The sequence below is a fragment of the Klebsiella sp. KP20-425-1 genome (assembly GCF_025813515.1).
Taxonomy (GTDB): Bacteria; Pseudomonadota; Gammaproteobacteria; order Enterobacterales; family Enterobacteriaceae; genus Klebsiella; species Klebsiella pneumoniae.
The window spans coordinates 1,155,462-1,171,242 of sequence record NZ_CP109614.1 but is presented as its reverse complement, the minus strand read 5'-3'; the positions used below and the strand labels follow the sequence as shown (position 1 = coordinate 1,171,242).

18 protein-coding genes are annotated in these 15,781 nt (G+C 57.3%); 15 read left to right on the top strand and 3 right to left on the bottom strand.

The annotated features are described in order from the left end of the window. Positions 1-189: 189 nt before the first annotated feature. Complete coding sequence (locus OHJ17_RS05840; RefSeq protein WP_002914284.1) at positions 190-369, top strand: hypothetical protein; 180 nt, start codon at positions 190-192, stop codon at positions 367-369. Between the two features lie 72 nt (positions 370-441). On the opposite strand, the gene stpA is transcribed toward OHJ17_RS05840, so the two are convergent. Further along, positions 442-843 carry a DNA-binding protein StpA gene (gene stpA / locus OHJ17_RS05835; protein ID WP_002914287.1) on the bottom strand — a complete coding sequence of 134 codons (402 nt, stop codon included), beginning with the start codon at positions 841-843 and terminating at the stop codon, positions 442-444. A gap of 728 nt (positions 844-1,571) precedes the next feature. Here stpA and alaE point away from each other — a divergent pair. Further along, entirely contained in the window at positions 1,572-2,021 is a 450-nt protein-coding gene (gene alaE / locus OHJ17_RS05830; RefSeq protein ID WP_002914289.1) for an L-alanine exporter AlaE, read from the top strand. Positions 2,022-2,106: 85 nt separating this feature from the next. Here alaE and OHJ17_RS05825 read toward each other — a convergent pair whose 3' ends face one another. Further along, positions 2,107-2,469 carry a DUF2002 family protein gene (locus OHJ17_RS05825; RefSeq protein ID WP_002914291.1) on the bottom strand — a complete coding sequence of 121 codons (363 nt, stop codon included), beginning with the start codon at positions 2,467-2,469 and terminating at the stop codon, positions 2,107-2,109. Positions 2,470-2,618: 149 nt separating this feature from the next. Between OHJ17_RS05825 and OHJ17_RS05820 the strand changes: the two genes are divergently transcribed. After that, entirely contained in the window at positions 2,619-2,966 is a 348-nt protein-coding gene (locus OHJ17_RS05820; protein ID WP_002914293.1) for an ElaB/YgaM/YqjD family protein, read from the top strand. A 143-nt stretch (positions 2,967-3,109) separates the two neighbouring features. On the opposite strand, the gene OHJ17_RS05815 is transcribed toward OHJ17_RS05820, so the two are convergent. Beyond that, positions 3,110-4,462: a MocR-like pyridoxine biosynthesis transcription factor PdxR gene (locus tag OHJ17_RS05815; RefSeq protein WP_021469950.1), complete on the bottom strand. Its 1,353-nt coding sequence runs from the start codon at positions 4,460-4,462 to the stop codon at positions 3,110-3,112. Between the two features lie 88 nt (positions 4,463-4,550). Here OHJ17_RS05815 and OHJ17_RS05810 point away from each other — a divergent pair, with 88 nt between their 5' ends. From OHJ17_RS05810 to emrA, 12 genes are all read left to right on the top strand, one after another. Continuing rightward, entirely contained in the window at positions 4,551-4,982 is a 432-nt protein-coding gene (locus OHJ17_RS05810) for a carboxymuconolactone decarboxylase family protein (RefSeq protein WP_025367946.1), read from the top strand. Between the two features lie 182 nt (positions 4,983-5,164). Beyond that, positions 5,165-5,410: a glutaredoxin-like protein NrdH gene (gene nrdH, locus OHJ17_RS05805; protein WP_002914320.1), complete on the top strand. Its 246-nt coding sequence runs from the start codon at positions 5,165-5,167 to the stop codon at positions 5,408-5,410. Next, positions 5,407-5,817: a class Ib ribonucleoside-diphosphate reductase assembly flavoprotein NrdI gene (gene nrdI / locus OHJ17_RS05800; protein WP_002914321.1), complete on the top strand. Its 411-nt coding sequence runs from the start codon at positions 5,407-5,409 to the stop codon at positions 5,815-5,817. Before nrdH ends, nrdI begins: the two co-directional genes overlap by 4 nt. Then, positions 5,790-7,931, top strand: coding sequence for a class 1b ribonucleoside-diphosphate reductase subunit alpha (gene nrdE / locus OHJ17_RS05795; RefSeq protein ID WP_020803760.1), 2,142 nt, complete (start codon positions 5,790-5,792; stop codon positions 7,929-7,931). The genes nrdI and nrdE overlap by 28 nt, the downstream gene beginning before the upstream one ends. Positions 7,932-7,941: 10 nt before the next feature. Further along, positions 7,942-8,904 (top strand): class 1b ribonucleoside-diphosphate reductase subunit beta, encoded by a 963-nt coding sequence (nrdF, locus tag OHJ17_RS05790; RefSeq protein WP_002914327.1) that lies wholly within the window; start codon positions 7,942-7,944, stop codon positions 8,902-8,904. A 356-nt stretch (positions 8,905-9,260) separates the two neighbouring features. Next, positions 9,261-10,463, top strand: a complete 1,203-nt coding sequence (gene proV, locus OHJ17_RS05785; RefSeq protein WP_002914328.1) for a glycine betaine/L-proline ABC transporter ATP-binding protein ProV — start codon at positions 9,261-9,263, stop codon at positions 10,461-10,463. Beyond that, complete coding sequence (proW, locus tag OHJ17_RS05780; protein ID WP_004174727.1) at positions 10,456-11,523, top strand: glycine betaine/L-proline ABC transporter permease ProW; 1,068 nt, start codon at positions 10,456-10,458, stop codon at positions 11,521-11,523. Before proV ends, proW begins: the two co-directional genes overlap by 8 nt. 78 nt (positions 11,524-11,601) lie before the next feature. Continuing rightward, on the top strand, positions 11,602-12,600 hold the full coding sequence (gene proX / locus OHJ17_RS05775; RefSeq protein WP_032433470.1) for a glycine betaine/L-proline ABC transporter substrate-binding protein ProX: 999 nt from the start codon (positions 11,602-11,604) through the stop codon (positions 12,598-12,600). Positions 12,601-12,778: 178 nt separating this feature from the next. Continuing rightward, positions 12,779-13,525 (top strand): AzlC family ABC transporter permease, encoded by a 747-nt coding sequence (locus tag OHJ17_RS05770; RefSeq protein ID WP_002914333.1) that lies wholly within the window; start codon positions 12,779-12,781, stop codon positions 13,523-13,525. Continuing rightward, complete coding sequence (ygaH, locus tag OHJ17_RS05765; protein ID WP_032433471.1) at positions 13,515-13,850, top strand: L-valine transporter subunit YgaH; 336 nt, start codon at positions 13,515-13,517, stop codon at positions 13,848-13,850. The genes OHJ17_RS05770 and ygaH overlap by 11 nt, the downstream gene beginning before the upstream one ends. Positions 13,851-13,940: 90 nt before the next feature. Continuing rightward, positions 13,941-14,471: a transcriptional repressor MprA gene (mprA, locus tag OHJ17_RS05760; protein WP_002914337.1), complete on the top strand. Its 531-nt coding sequence runs from the start codon at positions 13,941-13,943 to the stop codon at positions 14,469-14,471. Positions 14,472-14,596: 125 nt separating this feature from the next. After that, entirely contained in the window at positions 14,597-15,769 is a 1,173-nt protein-coding gene (gene emrA, locus OHJ17_RS05755; protein ID WP_002914339.1) for a multidrug efflux MFS transporter periplasmic adaptor subunit EmrA, read from the top strand. Positions 15,770-15,781: the final 12 nt, after the last annotated feature.

Sequence of the window (15,781 nt, the reverse complement as noted above, 5' to 3'; positions counted from 1 at the left end):
TGATTGGTGGTAACCCTACCCTCGCCGTCCCCCTTTCTCAGCAGCGGTATGGCGCCAGCAAAACATTAACAATGTTAATACATATAACTCCAAATTGTTTTAACAAAAAACAGCACGCCCGGTGTTCAGTGAGCGGGCGTTGAGCTATGGTTTAGGTTTATCCATGGTGTTAACAGTGAGGAGTGAATTATGTTTGCTGTCGGCGATCTGGTACAACCCCGAGCGGGCGGACCAAAACTGAAAGTGGTGGAAGTGCAAGGGGAGCAACTGGTGGTGGTTCAGGCCGCACAGGAGCAGGGAGAGCGCTATTCGCTGAAATCGGACGAGGTCACGCCGTATCAGGAAGAGGGAGACTTCGGCGTCTGCTAAAGCCCCTCGCTTAAAGTCGTAAGGCCAGGCCGGTGGGTCTCTCACCACCGGGCTGGCGCTGGCCCGAAGGCGTTAAATTAAAAAGCTATCCAGCGATTTACCCTGGGCGACAGCCTCGGCAATCGGCTTCGGCATTCTTCCCTGTCCGGTCCAGGTTTTCTCTGCGCCAGTATGATCGGTATAACGATATTTCGCCGGGCGCGGTTGACGCTTTTTGCCTCCCGCCTTTGGCGGCTGAATATCGGCCACCAGCTCGTCAGGAGAAATACCGTCGGCGCGCATCAGCTCAAGCCAGGTATTCACTTTCTCCTGATATTCAGCCTGCTGCTGAGCTGCCTGCTGCTGTTGCGTACGTTTTTCTTCAGTGACGATCCTGAGCTTTTCCAGCATCTCTTCAAGCACGTCAATGGAGAATTCACGGGACAGGGCACGCAGTGAACGGATATTATTCAGTTTGTGTAACATTGAAGACATAAAATTAAAAAATTCCAAATAGCAAATTAAAAGATACAACGCGGCAAGTGTAATAGAAACGTTTATTTATTTCCAGCCTTCGGTTGTCCAGATAAATATATAAGGTGGATATTAGCGGTTATCCCCTGGAACTATATTGGCAAATACCTGAGCCTTTTTCATAAGCACAGGCAAAAAAGAGAGTGAATAAATAAAAAAGGCAGAATGACGGGAAAAACCACCGTTCTCGCCAGGAATATTAGCTTTATGGTCAGCGGGTTACCTGCTGTTCATACGTGGCCGCACTGATACATACCTTTGGCCACAGTGAATAGTTAATCAGAAAATGGGAATAAAACAACAATTCGCAATTCAGAATTTTTCACCATAAAAACGCGACTTACGGCATAAAAAATCCTAAAAGAGAGCGGAATCACACACTCGCATGATGTTGCGCCATGGTTGGCTATCAGGCGCCGTTCCCTCGGCCAGTCTCGATTTCGCAATCAAGAGTAACACATTGATAAATATTGATATTTGCAAAAACAGGAATAAAAGTAGCGTAACGAACAAAAAACAAACCAGCGCAGAGTATTTTATCGACAAAAAGGCGATAAATAAAAATTTATAGCTAGTTGCCACTTTTAATGCAGAGATATACTCTACGCACATCAAAACAGGCAGCCCAAAAACGCTATACCAACGCGCATTTTTCGGCGTTAATGACTTCATTTTCGAGGAGCACTCCGATGTTCTCTGCGCACTCCCGCTTGCGGCATGCGGTTGCAGACACCTTTGCGATGGTGGTTTACTGCACCGTCGTCAACATGATGATCGAAATTTTTCTCTCTGGTATGACGTTTGAGCAGTCGTTATCGTCGCGTCTGGTGGCGATCCCGGTCAACATTATTATTGCCGTACCCTATGGGATTTATCGCGATTTCGCCATGCGTCAGGCCCGGCGCATCAGCCCGGCCAGGTGGATGAAAAATATGGCCGACGTGCTGGCCTACGTCACCTTTCAGTCGCCGGTGTATGTCGCTATTCTGTGGAGCGTGGGTGCTGACTGGCACCAGATTGTCGCCGCGGTGAGCTCGAACCTGGCGGTATCGATGATGATGGGCGCCGCCTACGGCTACTTCCTCGACTATTGCCGCCGCCTGTTCCGCGTGGCGCCCTATCAGCAGGCGAAGGCCTGACCAACGCGTTAGCAGCGACTGGCTCTGCCAGTCGCCTCTTCCCGCCAGCCCGCCTCGCCTGGATCCTTAAATGCCTATCGCCGTATTAATTCGTCGACATTGCCGGCTGGGCTTCGCCAAATAGCCCATTCAGAAAACGCTCAAGCGCCATGCGTGAGCTAAATCCATGCGGAATACCATAATGTTGTTGCGCATCCCCGGCTAAATACAGCGGAAACTGTTCATAATGATCACAGGTTTTGATATCTGAAGCCGGTTCGGCCAGCATATTGCTGCGCTCTTTTAACGCCGGATGAATAACTAACGCTGTTCGCCCCATGCGCGCTTCGCGGTTCACATAAACATAATTATCGCCGCGGCGATAGCCGTACGCTTTTTGCGTCACAACATCCATGGTGAAGCCGGCTTTTTCAAGAACACGCGCCACCTCATCGGGTCTTAAATACATACTGATTCCTCGTTATCTTTTACCGCACATTGACCTTACCTTATTCATTAAGGACAGTGCTTTCGGAAAATTCCAGAAACCACAACAGTAAGCATAATTCAAAATCTTGTCCTACACTTACTCACTCGATGGAATTAAGGGAGATAACGATGGCTAACCATGTGAACCGCAACAATTTTGACGAGAACGCCGAAGATATTCATAACGATGTCAGCCAATTAGCGGATACGCTGGAAGAGGTGCTGAAATCATGGGGCAGTGACGCCAAAGAGGAAGCGGAAGCGGCGCGTGTCAAAGCGCAGTCGCTGTTAAAAGAGACTCGTGCCCGCCTTAATGGCCACAACCGGGTGCAGCAGGCGGCGCTGGATGCGCGCCAGGCAGCGTGCGATGCGCTGGGCTGTGCCGATACCTACGTGCGCAATAAACCGTGGCACAGTGTGGGCGCCGCCGCCGCCGTCGGGGTATTTATTGGCGTATTGCTCAATTTACGTCGATAATAGCTTAAGCGTCGGCTGCCGCCGCGCGATTGGCGCGCGGTAGCCCGCGAGCTTTACGGAAGGCAATGAAGATAACAAATACGCGTCAGCCCCTGCGCGCCTCTGGCCGCAGGGGTTTTTCTGCTTCCCCGACTTAAGCGCCATCAAATCGCGATCGCCTCTCTCAGCCGTCGGGCAAGTCCGTCAGCCATCGCCGGCGAACGTATATTGGTAAAACTCATCAATAATCCCCCCTCGCCCGCGTGGCGAATCCGCCAGTCGCTCAGCGCCTGCACCGCCAGCCCGGCCACAACCGCCCGCCGCGCGAGCAGCCGATCGTCGCCGCTGACCGATATAACCAGTTGAATTCCCCCCAGCTGCGGCGTGACCTGAAAGCCCTGCGCCTGCAGAGCCGACTCCAGCCACTGTCTACGCTGGCTATAGCTGGCACGCATTTTCTTCAAATGACGCCAAAAATGTCCCTGCTGGATAAAATCCGCCAGCGTCTGCTGCCACAGGGTGGGAACGGTGCAGGACTGGCGCTCCGCGGTCTGGTGAAAACGCGCCACCAGCGGGGTCGGCACCACCAGCCAGGCGGTGCGCAGCGCCGGGAACATCGACTTACTGAAGGTGCCCGCGTAGATGACCCTCTGCGGCGCATCAAGGCTTTTCAGCGGCGGCAGCGGTTTGCCGTGATAGCGAAACTCGCTATCGTAATCGTCCTCAATGATCCACGCGTCGCGCTCCGCGGCCCACGCCAGCAGCTGGCGGCGTCGGGGAAGCGACAGCGCGACCCCCAGCGGACTCTGATGGGCTGGTGTGAGCAGGGCAAATCGCGCCTGCGGGTGATGACGCTGGCCCCAGCCGACGTCCATCCCTTCGTCGTCCACCGGAATCGCATCCACCGCCAGCTGCCCAGCCTCGACGACCGGCCGGATAAAGGGATACCCCGGATCTTCCATCCACATATGCTGTCCCGGCTGCGCCAGAGTACGCAGGATAAGGTTCATGGAGGCGGCATAGCTGCCGGTGATCAACACCTGATCCGGCTGACAGTCGATACTGCGCGACAGGCGTAGATAATCGACGATAGCCTGGCGCAGAAGCGGATCGCCGCCGGGATCGCCGGGTGCAAGATCGAACCGCGACTGCGTCCGCAGCCGACGCCCCATCACCCGCGCCCACTGCCCGCGCGGAAAGAGATCCAGCGCCGGCAGCCCCATCTGAAACGGCAGCGGCTCCGTCGGCGCGGCCGGTTGCACTGGCGGTACCGGCGCCAGCTGGCGCGGGCTGAGCCGCTCGCTGACAAAGGTCCCCGCCTGCCCACGCCGTTCGAGCCATCCCTGGGCGACCAGCTCTCCCCAGGCGTTTTCGATGGTCGCCCGGGAAACGCCCTGCTCCTGAGCGTACACCCGGCTGGCGGGCAAACGGCTGCCCGGGGTCAGTTCGCCACGTTCAATCGCCGATTTCAACTGGCGGGCGATACGCTGATAAAGCGGGAGGTTAATCGCTTCCATTATGGTCTGCTTTTTTCATCAGAATATGGCTATCTTTTGCAGTCCATTATAGTGCTATTTTGGCTGCCGTCTTAGAGAGGAGAACACCATGAACCAATTACGTCAGCCATTCAGTGAACTGAGCCCGGAAGTCTATAAAGGGCTGGTACAGGCCAGCATCGCGCTTGAGAAAAGCGAGCTGGGCAACGCCCTGGTAGAGCTGGTTTATTTACGCGTCTCGCAGATCAACGGCTGCGCCTTCTGTCTTGAGAAACATAGCCAGGCGCTGCGCAAAGGCGGCATGGCGCAAAGCAAACTGGATGCCCTTGCGGGCTGGCGGGTAAGCGCCCACTTTACTCCGACCGAACGCGCGGCGCTGGCATGGGCCGAGTCGGTCACCGACATTGCCACCAGCCATGCGGAAGATGAGGTTTACCTGCCGCTGCGCGAACATTTTACCCCGCGTCAGATAAGCGATCTGACCTTCGCCGTCAGTCTGATGAACGCCTTTAACCGCCTCGCCGTGGCCATGCGCCTGTAGTTCCGCACAGCCTCTCCCTCCTCCGTCGATCTATCCCGGCGGGGGACTCGCTTGCCAAAAACGCTATATATTGAGTGGTTGAAGTTTTAAATAACTACATCTAGTATTTCCTTATCGAATGGCCCACTACGTTCGACGCTATGTTTAGCGCCGTGCTGTTATCTTAAATGGAAATACGAATCATGCGCATTATTATTTACACTCGAAATGACTGCGTGCAGTGCCATGCCACCCGGCGAGCCATGGAGAGCCGGGGACTGGCCTTTGAAATGGTCAACGTCGACCAGCAGCCGGATGCCGCCGACACCCTGCGCGAGCAGGGATTTCGCCAGCTGCCGGTGGTGATCGCCGGTGAGCTGCGCTGGAGCGGCTTCCGCCCGGATATGATCAATCGCCTGCGCCCCTCCTTTACGGCGGCCAGCGCATGAGCCTCATCGTCTACTTCTCCAGCCGTTCGGAGAATACCCATCGCTTTGTGCAGCGCCTGGGGCTGCCGGCGGTGCGCATCCCGCTGAACGAGCGTGAACATCTGCGGGTAGACGAGCCCTATATTCTCATCGTTCCCAGCTATGGCGGCGGCGGCACCGCCGGCGCGGTACCGCGTCAGGCGATCCGCTTTTTAAACGACGTGCATAACCGCCAGCTGATCCGCGGAGTGATTGCCGCGGGCAATCGCAACTTTGGCGACGGCTGGGGGCGTGCCGGAGATGTCATCGCGCAAAAATGCGCCGTGCCCTATCTCTACCGCTTCGAGCTGATGGGAACCCCCGACGATATCAACACCGTGCGTAAAGGAGTCAGCGAATTTTGGCAACGACAACCGCAGAACGTATAACCGCCGCCGTGGATTTTCACGCCCTCAACGCGATGCTGAATTTGTACGACAGCGAGGGCCGCATCCCGTTTGAGAAAGATCGCCAGGCGGTTGAGGCCTTTATGGCGACCCAGGTTCAGCCCAACGCCCTCACCTTCCCCAGCCCGGAGGATAAGCTCAGCTGGCTCGTCAGCGAGGGCTATTACGATCCGCAGGTGCTGGCCGGCTATGACCGCGGGTTTGTGCTGGCGTTGTTCGCCCATGCCCGGCGCGCTCCGTTTCGCTTTCAGACCTTCCTCGGCGCCTGGAAGTTCTATACCAGCTATGCGCTGAAAACCTTTGACGGCAAGCACTACCTCGAGGATTTCGCCGAACGCAGCGTGATGGTGGCCCTGACGCTGGCCCGGGGCGATGAACAGCAGGCGCGGCAGCTGACGGAGGAGATACTCAGCGGCCGCTTTCAGCCCGCCACACCGACCTTCCTTAACGCTGGCAAACAGCAGCGCGGGGAGCTGATCTCCTGCTTCCTGCTGCGTATTGAGGATAATATGGAGTCCATCGGCCGGGCGGTGAACTCGGCGCTACAGCTGTCGAAGCGCGGCGGCGGGGTGGCCTTTTTACTCTCCAACCTGCGCGAGGCCGGGGCGCCGATCAAGCGCATCGAAAACCAGTCTTCTGGGGTGGTGCCGGTGATGAAGATGCTGGAGGACGCCTTCTCCTATGCCAATCAGCTCGGCGCCCGCCAGGGGGCGGGTGCGGTCTGGCTGCATGTTCACCATCCCGATATTTTACGCTTTCTTGATACCCGGCGTGAAAATGCCGATGAGAAAATCCGCATCAAAACCTTGTCGCTGGGGGTGGTGATCCCTGATATCACCTTCCAGCTGGCGAAAGAAGATGCGCAGATGGCCCTGTTCTCGCCTTATGACGTCGAACGGCTGTACGGCAAACCTTTCGCCGATTGCGCCATCGGCGACCTCTATCCGCAGCTGGTGGCCGACGAGCGGGTCCGCAAGCGCTGGATCCGCGCCCGCGACCTGTTCCAGCGCTTGGCGGAGATCCAGTTTGAATCCGGCTACCCGTACATCATGTTTGAAGACACCGTGAACCGCGCCAGTCCGGTGGCCGGGCGGGTCACCATGAGCAATCTGTGTTCGGAGATCCTGCAGGTCAGTACGCCGTCCGCCTATAATGAAGACCTCAGCTATGCGCATATCGGGGAAGATATCTCCTGCAACCTCGGCTCGCTGAACATCGCCCATACCATGGACTCGCCGGATTTCGGCCGCACAATCGCCACCGCGGTGCGCGCCCTGACCGCCGTGTCCGACATGAGCGACATTCAGTCGGTTCCCTCGGTGGCGGCCGGCAACGCGGCCTCCCACGCCATCGGCCTGGGGCAGATGAATCTGCACGGTTACCTGGCGCGGGAGGGCATTGCCTACGGCAGCCCGGAGGGGCTGGACTTCACCAATATCTACTTCTACACCGTGACCTGGCACGCGCTGCACACCTCGATGCAGCTGGCCCGCGAGCGCGGCCAGCGCTTCGCCGGCTTCGAGCAGTCGCGCTACGCCAGCGGGGCGTACTTCGACAAATATCTGCAGGAGGAGTGGCAGCCGAAAACCGAACGGGTGCGCACGCTGTTCGCCCGCGCCGGCATCTCTCTGCCCGACCGGGAAAGCTGGCGCCAGCTGCGCGACGATGTCATGCGCTATGGCATCTACAATCGCTATCTGCAGGCGGTGCCGCCCACCGGCTCGATCTCGTACATCAACCATGCCACCTCCAGCATTCACCCGATCGTCTCGAAGATTGAGATCCGCAAAGAGGGGAAAACCGGGCGGGTGTACTACCCCGCGCCATTTATGAATAACGACAATCTGGCCCTCTACCAGGATGCGTATGAGATAGGGCCGGAGAAGATCATTGACACTTACGCCGAGGCGACGCGCCACGTCGACCAGGGGCTGTCGCTGACCCTGTTCTTCCCCGATACCGCCACCACCCGCGATATCAACAAGGCGCAAATTTACGCCTGGAAGAAAGGCATCAAGACGCTCTACTACATCCGTCTGCGCCAGCTGGCGCTGGAAGGCACTGAAATTGAAGGCTGCGTGTCCTGCGCGCTGTAAGGAGAACAGGATGACCCATTTAACGCGCGTCAGCGCAATCAACTGGAACCGCATTGATGACGATAAAGATCTTGAGGTCTGGAACCGTCTCACCAGCAACTTCTGGCTGCCGGAGAAAGTGCCGCTGTCGAACGACATTCCCGCCTGGCAAACCCTCAGCGCGGCGGAGCAGCAGTTGACCATTCGCGTCTTTACCGGATTGACCCTGCTTGACACCATTCAGAACACCGTCGGCGCCCCGGCGCTAATGGCGGACGCCTTAACCCCGCATGAGGAGGCGGTGCTGTCGAACATCAGCTTTATGGAGGCGGTTCATGCCCGCTCTTACAGCTCCATCTTTTCCACGCTGTGCCACAGCAAGGAAGTGGATGCCGCCTTCGCCTGGAGCGAAAGCTGCGATCCCCTGCAGCGCAAGGCGCAGCTGATGCTGGGTTACTATCAGGCCGACGAGCCGCTGAAGAAAAAAATCGCCAGCGTGTTCCTCGAATCCTTTCTCTTCTACTCCGGCTTCTGGCTGCCGATGTACTTCTCCAGCCGGGGAAAGCTGACCAACACTGCGGATCTGATCCGCCTGATCATTCGCGATGAAGCGGTGCATGGCTATTACATCGGCTACAAGTACCAGAAAGGACTGGAGATCGTCAGCCCCGGCAAGCGCGAAGAATTGAAAAATTTCGCCCTCGATCTGCTGATGGATCTTTACGACAACGAACTGGCCTACAGCCGGGAGCTGTACGGCGAGAGCGGCTGGTTCGACGACGTCAGCGCTTTCCTGTGCTACAACGCCAACAAAGCGCTGATGAACCTCGGCTACGAGGCGCTGTTCCCGGCGGAGATGGCGGCGGTCAATCCGGCAATCCTCGCAGCGCTGTCGCCCAACGCCGACGAAAACCATGACTTTTTCTCCGGTTCCGGCTCCTCCTACGTGATAGGAAAAATGGAAGAGACCGCCGACGACGATTGGGACTTTTAACCGTACTTTCACCAGGAATATCGCAGGCGGATTCCTGGTGATTAATTTCACAAAATAGCGTTTAATCCACCAAATATTCTCTCCATGACCTAACCGTCATCACTTCGTCATATTTAGCAGAAAACCGGTCCATTTCAGTCGAATTATCCAAAGATAATCAAAAAATATTACCAACAACAAATTACCGCCCAGCCCTTATATCACGGGGGCTTAGCCACAGTTGTCCCCATCTGATTTTGCCGAGAGTTTGCCATTGAGGGTTGTCACAGAATCTGAGTATGTTAGGGTGTAAAAAGATCATAATCACCATCGGGTATCATATCGCAATAAACAAATAACAGGAACTTCTCTATTGCATGGCAATTAAATTAGAAATCAAAAATCTTTATAAGATATTTGGCGAGCATCCACACCGTGCTTTCAAATATATTGAGAAAGGACTCAACAAAGCGCAAATACTGGAAAAAACGGGGCTGTCGCTTGGCGTCAAAGACGCCAGTCTGGCCATTGAAGAAGGCGAGATATTCGTCATCATGGGGCTCTCCGGCTCGGGGAAATCCACCATGGTTCGCCTTCTCAATCGCCTGATTGAACCCACCCGCGGCCAGGTGCTGATTGACGGGGTCGATATCGCCAAAATGTCGGATGCCGAGCTGCGCGAGGTGCGTCGCAAGAAAATTGCGATGGTTTTTCAGTCCTTTGCGCTGATGCCGCACATGAGCGTGCTCGACAACACGGCGTTTGGCATGGCGCTTGCCGGCGTTCCCGCCGCCGAACGAGAGCAAAAAGCCCGGGAGGCGCTGCGTCAGGTGGGGCTGGAGAATTATGCCCACGCCTGGCCGGATGAACTCTCCGGCGGCATGCGCCAGCGCGTCGGTTTAGCTCGCGCCCTGGCGATTAATCCCGATATTCTGTTAATGGATGAAGCCTTCTCTGCGCTCGATCCGCTCATTCGTACCGAAATGCAGGATGAGCTCATCAAATTACAGGCGAAGCATCAACGCACTATCGTCTTTATTTCCCATGACCTTGATGAAGCCATGCGAATTGGCGATCGTATCGCCATTATGCAAAATGGCGAAGTGGTCCAGGTCGGCACTCCGGATGAAATATTAAATAATCCGGCCAATGATTATGTGCGCACCTTCTTCCGCGGCGTGGATATTAGCCAGGTATTCAGCGCGAAAGATATTGCCCGCCGCAGCCCGGTTGGCCTGATTCGTAAAACGCCTGGTTTTGGCCCCCGTTCGGCGCTGAAATTATTACAGGATGAAGACCGGGAATATGGCTATGTCATAGAGCGCGGTAATCGCTTTGTCGGGATTGTCTCGATTGATTCTCTGAAAACAGCCCTCAGCGCCGGGCAGGGGATCGAGGCGGCGCTGATTGACGCCCCGCTGGCGGTGGAAGCGCAAACCCCGCTCAGCGATCTGCTCTCCCACGTCGGCCACGCTCCGTGCGCCGTGCCGGTAGTGGATGAAGAACAACAATATATTGGCATCATTTCCAAACGGATGTTGCTCCAGGCTTTAGATCGCGAGGGGGTGAATCATGGCTGATCAGACCAACCCGTGGGGCAGCGCCCCGTCAACCGACAGCGCCGCGCAGGCTGCCGACGCCTGGGGTGGCGCCTCTACTGCCGCGCCGGCTAATGGCGGCGGCGCCGACTGGCTGCACAGCGCCCCGGCGCCGCAGCCGGAACAGTTCAATATCATGGATCCGTTCCATAAGACCCTGATCCCGCTCGACAGCTGGGTGACCCACGCCATCGACTGGATCGTGCTGCACTTCCGTCCGCTGTTCCAGGGGATCCGCGTGCCGATCGACTACATCCTCAGCGCCTTCCAGCAGCTGCTGTTGGGGATGCCGGCGCCGGTGGCGATTATCGTCTTCGCGCTAATCGCCTGGCAGATCTCCAGCCTCGGCATGGGGGTCGCCACTCTGGTATCGCTGATTGCCATCGGCGCCATCGGCGCGTGGTCGCAAGCCATGGTCACTCTGGCGCTGGTCCTCACCGCCCTGCTGTTCTGCATGGTTATCGGCTTGCCGCTGGGGATCTGGCTAGCGCGCAGCCCGCGGGCGGCGAAAATCATCCGCCCGCTGTTGGATGCCATGCAGACCACGCCGGCGTTCGTCTATCTGGTGCCGATCGTGATGCTGTTCGGCATCGGCAACGTACCGGGCGTGGTGGTGACGATTATCTTCGCCCTGCCGCCGATCGTCCGTCTGACCATCCTCGGGATAAACCAGGTGCCTGCGGATCTGATCGAAGCGTCGCGCTCATTTGGCGCCAGCCCGCGCCAGCTGCTGTTTAAGGTGCAGCTGCCGCTGGCCATGCCCACCATTATGGCCGGGGTTAACCAGACCCTGATGCTGGCCCTGTCGATGGTAGTGATCGCCTCGATGATCGCCGTCGGCGGCCTCGGCCAGATGGTGCTGCGCGGTATCGGCCGCCTGGATATGGGCCTGGCGACCGTCGGCGGGGTGGGGATCGTGATCCTGGCGATTATTCTTGACCGCCTCACCCAGGCCGTCGGTCGCGACGCCCGCAGTCGCGGCAACCGCCGCTGGTACACCACCGGCCCGCTGGGGCTTATCACTCGCCCTTTCTGTCGATAAGTCGATAACAGCGCCGCTCCCCGACACCAGCCGATGCCCGGGAGCGGCCCTTCCCGTTAAACAATAAGAGGAACCACCATGCGACATAGTACGATGTTGGCCACCGCCGCCTTTGCCACCCTGCTCGCCACCAGCGCCTTCGCCGCCGACCTGCCGGGTAAAGGGATTACGGTGAAGCCCGCTCAGAGCACTATCTCCGAAGAGAGCTTCCAGACCCTGCTGGTCAGTCGCGCGCTGGAGAAGCTGGGCTACACCGTCGAGAAACCCAGCGAAGTGGACTATAACGTTGCCTATACGTCGATTGCCGCCGGAGATACCACCTTTATCGCCACCAACTGGCAACCGCTGCACGATGACATGTACGCCGCGGCGGGCGGTTATAACAAATTCTATCGCAAAGGAGTGTACGTCTCAGGCGCCGCCCAGGGCTATTTGATCGACAAAAAAACCGCTGAGCAGTACCACATCACCTCCATCGATCAGCTCAAAGATCCGCAGATCGCCAAACTGTTTGATACCAACAATGACGGTAAAGCGGATCTCACCGGCTGTACCCCAGGATGGGGCTGCGAAGCAGTGATTAACCATCAGATTGACGCCTATGGCCTGAGCAAAACCGTCACCCATAACCAGGGCAACTACGCGGCGATGATGGCCGACACCATTGCCCGGTATAAAGAGGGTAAACCGGTGCTCTACTACACCTGGACGCCGTACTGGGTTAGCGACGTGCTGAAGCCTGGCAAGGACGTCGTCTGGCTGCAGGTGCCGTTCTCCTCCCTACCGGGCGAGCAGAAAAACATCGACACCAAACTGGCCAACGGCGCCAACTATGGCTTCCCGGTGAACACCATGCACATCGTCGCCAACAAAGCCTGGGCGGAGAAAAATCCGGCCGCCGCCACTCTGTTTAGCGTCATGAAGCTGCCGATCGCCGACATCAACGCCGAGAATGCAATGATGCATGAAGGCCATGCTTCCGAAGCCGACATTAACGGCCACGTTGATGGCTGGATCAAAGCCCACCAGCCGCTGTTCGACAGCTGGGTGAAAACCGCCCTCGCCGCGCAGCAGTAAACCCGCTCACGGATAAGGCCCAGCGCCTTATCCGGCCCCCTTGCCCCCTTTCTCGTGGCCAGGTCATAGAAACGCGATTCCAGGAATTTCCATAGTGTTAAGGCGCATCGCGCTCTGTTAAGGTGGAGACATCGGTCAAATTGCCATCTTCACATGGATCCAGCGATAAGTTATTCATATGGAAAACCCCGCGCCCTTAACCTGTGCCTTACCTGAACGCGTCGCCACCGTCGGCGAAGGCGTCAAAGACAGTCTCCCCATCGTCATCAGCTACCTTCCGGTGGCATTCGCCTTCGGACTCAATGCCACCCGGCTGGGCTTCACCCCGCTGGAAAGCCTGTTCTTCTCCTGCATTATTTACGCCGGCGCCAGCCAGTTTGTGATCACCGCCATGTTGGCCGCCGGCAGTTCGCTGTGGGTCGCCGCCCTGACGGTGATGGCGATGGATGTCCGCCACGTGCTGTATGGCCCCTCATTGCGCAGCCGCATTCGCTCAGCGCTGGATAAAAAGAAAACCGCCCTCTGGGCCTTCGGCCTGACCGATGAGGTTTTCGCCGCCGCTACCGCCAGGCTGGTTCGCGATAACCGCCGCTGGAGCGAAAACTGGATGCTCGGTCTCGCTTTTACCTCGTGGGCATCGTGGGTGTGCGGCACGCTGGCCGGCGCCTGGTCCGGCAACGGCCTGTTGGTGGATTATCCGGCGGTGGAAGCCGCCCTCGGCTTTATGCTGCCGGCGCTGTTTATGAGCTTCCTGCTGGCCTCTTTCCAGCGTCAGCAGTCACTCTGCGTCACGGCGGCGCTGGCGGGCGCGCTGGGCGGCATTTTGTTATTTTCCATTCCGGCGGCGATCCTCGCCGGAATTGTCTGCGGGTGTCTGACGGCGCTGCTTCAGGCCATGCTCAAGGGGATGCCGGATGAACAGTGAAGTCCTTCTGCTCGGGGTGATAGTCGGCGGCGTCAACTATCTCTTTCGCTATCTTCCTCTGCGTTTGCGCGTCGGCCACGCCCGTCCTGCCCGCCGCGGCCCGGTCAGCGTGCTGCTGGATACCATTGGCATCGCCTCGATTTGCGCGCTGCTGGTGGTCTCCAGCGTGCCGGAGATCCTCGCCGATGCCCATCGCCTGGCGCCGACGCTGACCGGCTTCCTGGTGCTGGGGGCCGCCTTCTGGAAAACCCGCAGCATCATTATCCCGACCCTGCTGTCGGCGTTTGCCTATGGTCTGGCATGGAAAATCACCAACGGGCTCTAAGCTTTACGTATCAATTTTGGTCAATAATTCATTTGATTTATTTGTCACAATAGTTATTATATCGGCTGTAATTAATGAGGTCATACCCAAATGGATAGTTCGTTTACTCCCATTGAGCAAATGCTCAAGTTTCGCGCCAGCCGCCATGAAGATTTCCCGTTTCAGGAGATCCTGTTAACTCGTCTTTGCATGCATATGCAAGGTAAGCTGCTGGAAAATCGCAATAAAATGCTCAAAGCGCAGGGAATTAACGAGACATTATTTATGGCGCTGATTACGCTGGAGTCACAGGAAAACCACAGCATCCAGCCGTCCGAGCTGAGCTGTGCGCTGGGCTCGTCACGTACCAACGCCACCCGTATCGCTGATGAACTGGAAAAACGCGGCTGGATTGAGCGCCGCGAGAGCGATAACGATCGTCGCTGTTTGCATCTGCAACTGACCGAAAAGGGCCATCAGTTTTTGCGTGAAGTCCTGCCGCCGCAGCATAACTGCCTGCATCAGCTGTGGTCTTCACTTAGCACCAGCGAAAAAGATCAGCTCGAACACATCACCCGCAAACTCCTGAGCCGCCTTGATCAGATGGAAGAAGAAGGCGTGCTAGCGGACTCTCTACGCTAAGGGCGGCGTCGCTCAGCCCATTTTTACGTTGCAAGGAAAACAGCCAGGCCAGCAGATCTCTGCTGGCCTTTCTGATAAACAGGTCGGCTCAGCCGATGTGAAATAATAAGATCGTGGAGAATAACATGAGTGCAAATGCGGAGAGCCAAACCCCGCAGCAACCAGGCAGCAAAAAAGGAAAGCGTAAAGGCGCCCTTCTGTTGCTGACATTGCTCTTCATTATTATTGCCGTGGCATATGGGATTTACTGGTTTCTGGTACTGCGTCACTACGAAGAGACCGACGATGCCTACGTAGCAGGGAATCAGGTACAAATTATGGCTCAGGTCGCGGGCAGCGTGACCAAAGTCTGGGCTGACAACACGGACTACGTGCAGAAAGGCGATCCGCTGGTCACGCTCGATCGGACCGATGCCCAACAGGCGTTTGAAAAGGCTAAGACCCAACTGGCCGCCAGCGTCCGTCAGACCCGCCAGCAGATGATCAACAGCAAGCAGCTGCAGGCAAATATCGACGTCAAAAAAACCGCCCTTGCCCAGGCGCAGGCTGACCTGAACCGCCGCATCCCGCTGGGCGCCGCGAACCTCATTGGCCGCGAAGAGCTGCAGCACGCCCGCGATACCGTCGCCAGCGCACAGGCCGAACTCGACGTGGCAATCCAGCAGTACAACGCCAACCAGGCGATCGTGCTGGGCACCAGGCTGGAACAGCAGCCGGCGGTGCTCCAGGCGGCCACTGAAGTGCGTAACGCCTGGCTGGCCCTGCAGCGTACGCAGATCGTCAGCCCGATTAGCGGCTACGTTTCCCGTCGCTCGGTACAGCCTGGCGCGCAGATTGGCACCACCACGCCGCTGATGGCGGTGGTCCCGGCGACCAACCTGTGGATCGATGCTAACTTTAAAGAGACTCAGCTGGCGCATATGCGTATCGGCCAGCCGGCCACCGTGATCAGCGATATCTATGGCGATGACGTGAAATACACCGGTAAAGTGGTCGGTCTGGATATGGGCACCGGCAGCGCCTTCTCTCTGCTGCCGGCGCAGAATGCCACCGGCAACTGGATCAAAGTGGTACAACGCCTGCCGGTTCGTATCGAGCTGGATGAAAAACAACTAGCGGAACACCCGCTGCGTATCGGTCTCTCGACGCTGGTGGAAGTCAACACCACCGATCGCGATGGTGAAATGCTGGCCAGCCAGGTGCGGAGCTCCCCGGTTTACGAGAGCAATGCCCGCGAAATCGCTCTCGATCCGGTTAATAAGCTGATAGACGAGATCATTCAGGCCAACGCCGGATAATTCGGGGTGAGT

Bases quoted from the DNA above. Each gene is read 5' to 3' on its own strand.
- OHJ17_RS05815 (WP_021469950.1), bottom strand. From the start codon at position 4,462: ATGGAAGCGATTAACCTCCCGCTTTATCAGCGTATCGCCCGCCAGTTG.
- OHJ17_RS05840 (WP_002914284.1), top strand. From the start codon at position 190: ATGTTTGCTGTCGGCGATCTGGTACAACCCCGAGCGGGCGGACCAAAA.
- OHJ17_RS05820 (WP_002914293.1), top strand. From the start codon at position 2,619: ATGGCTAACCATGTGAACCGCAACAATTTTGACGAGAACGCCGAAGAT.
- ygaH (WP_032433471.1), top strand. From the start codon at position 13,515: ATGAACAGTGAAGTCCTTCTGCTCGGGGTGATAGTCGGCGGCGTCAAC.
- proW (WP_004174727.1), top strand. From the start codon at position 10,456: ATGGCTGATCAGACCAACCCGTGGGGCAGCGCCCCGTCAACCGACAGC.
- stpA (WP_002914287.1), bottom strand. From the start codon at position 843: ATGTCTTCAATGTTACACAAACTGAATAATATCCGTTCACTGCGTGCC.
- proV (WP_002914328.1), top strand. From the start codon at position 9,261: ATGGCAATTAAATTAGAAATCAAAAATCTTTATAAGATATTTGGCGAG.
- proX (WP_032433470.1), top strand. From the start codon at position 11,602: ATGCGACATAGTACGATGTTGGCCACCGCCGCCTTTGCCACCCTGCTC.
- OHJ17_RS05825 (WP_002914291.1), bottom strand. From the start codon at position 2,469: ATGTATTTAAGACCCGATGAGGTGGCGCGTGTTCTTGAAAAAGCCGGC.
- alaE (WP_002914289.1), top strand. From the start codon at position 1,572: ATGTTCTCTGCGCACTCCCGCTTGCGGCATGCGGTTGCAGACACCTTT.
- emrA (WP_002914339.1), top strand. From the start codon at position 14,597: ATGAGTGCAAATGCGGAGAGCCAAACCCCGCAGCAACCAGGCAGCAAA.
- nrdH (WP_002914320.1), top strand. From the start codon at position 5,165: ATGCGCATTATTATTTACACTCGAAATGACTGCGTGCAGTGCCATGCC.
- nrdF (WP_002914327.1), top strand. From the start codon at position 7,942: ATGACCCATTTAACGCGCGTCAGCGCAATCAACTGGAACCGCATTGAT.
- mprA (WP_002914337.1), top strand. From the start codon at position 13,941: ATGGATAGTTCGTTTACTCCCATTGAGCAAATGCTCAAGTTTCGCGCC.
- OHJ17_RS05770 (WP_002914333.1), top strand. From the start codon at position 12,779: ATGGAAAACCCCGCGCCCTTAACCTGTGCCTTACCTGAACGCGTCGCC.
- OHJ17_RS05810 (WP_025367946.1), top strand. From the start codon at position 4,551: ATGAACCAATTACGTCAGCCATTCAGTGAACTGAGCCCGGAAGTCTAT.
- nrdI (WP_002914321.1), top strand. From the start codon at position 5,407: ATGAGCCTCATCGTCTACTTCTCCAGCCGTTCGGAGAATACCCATCGC.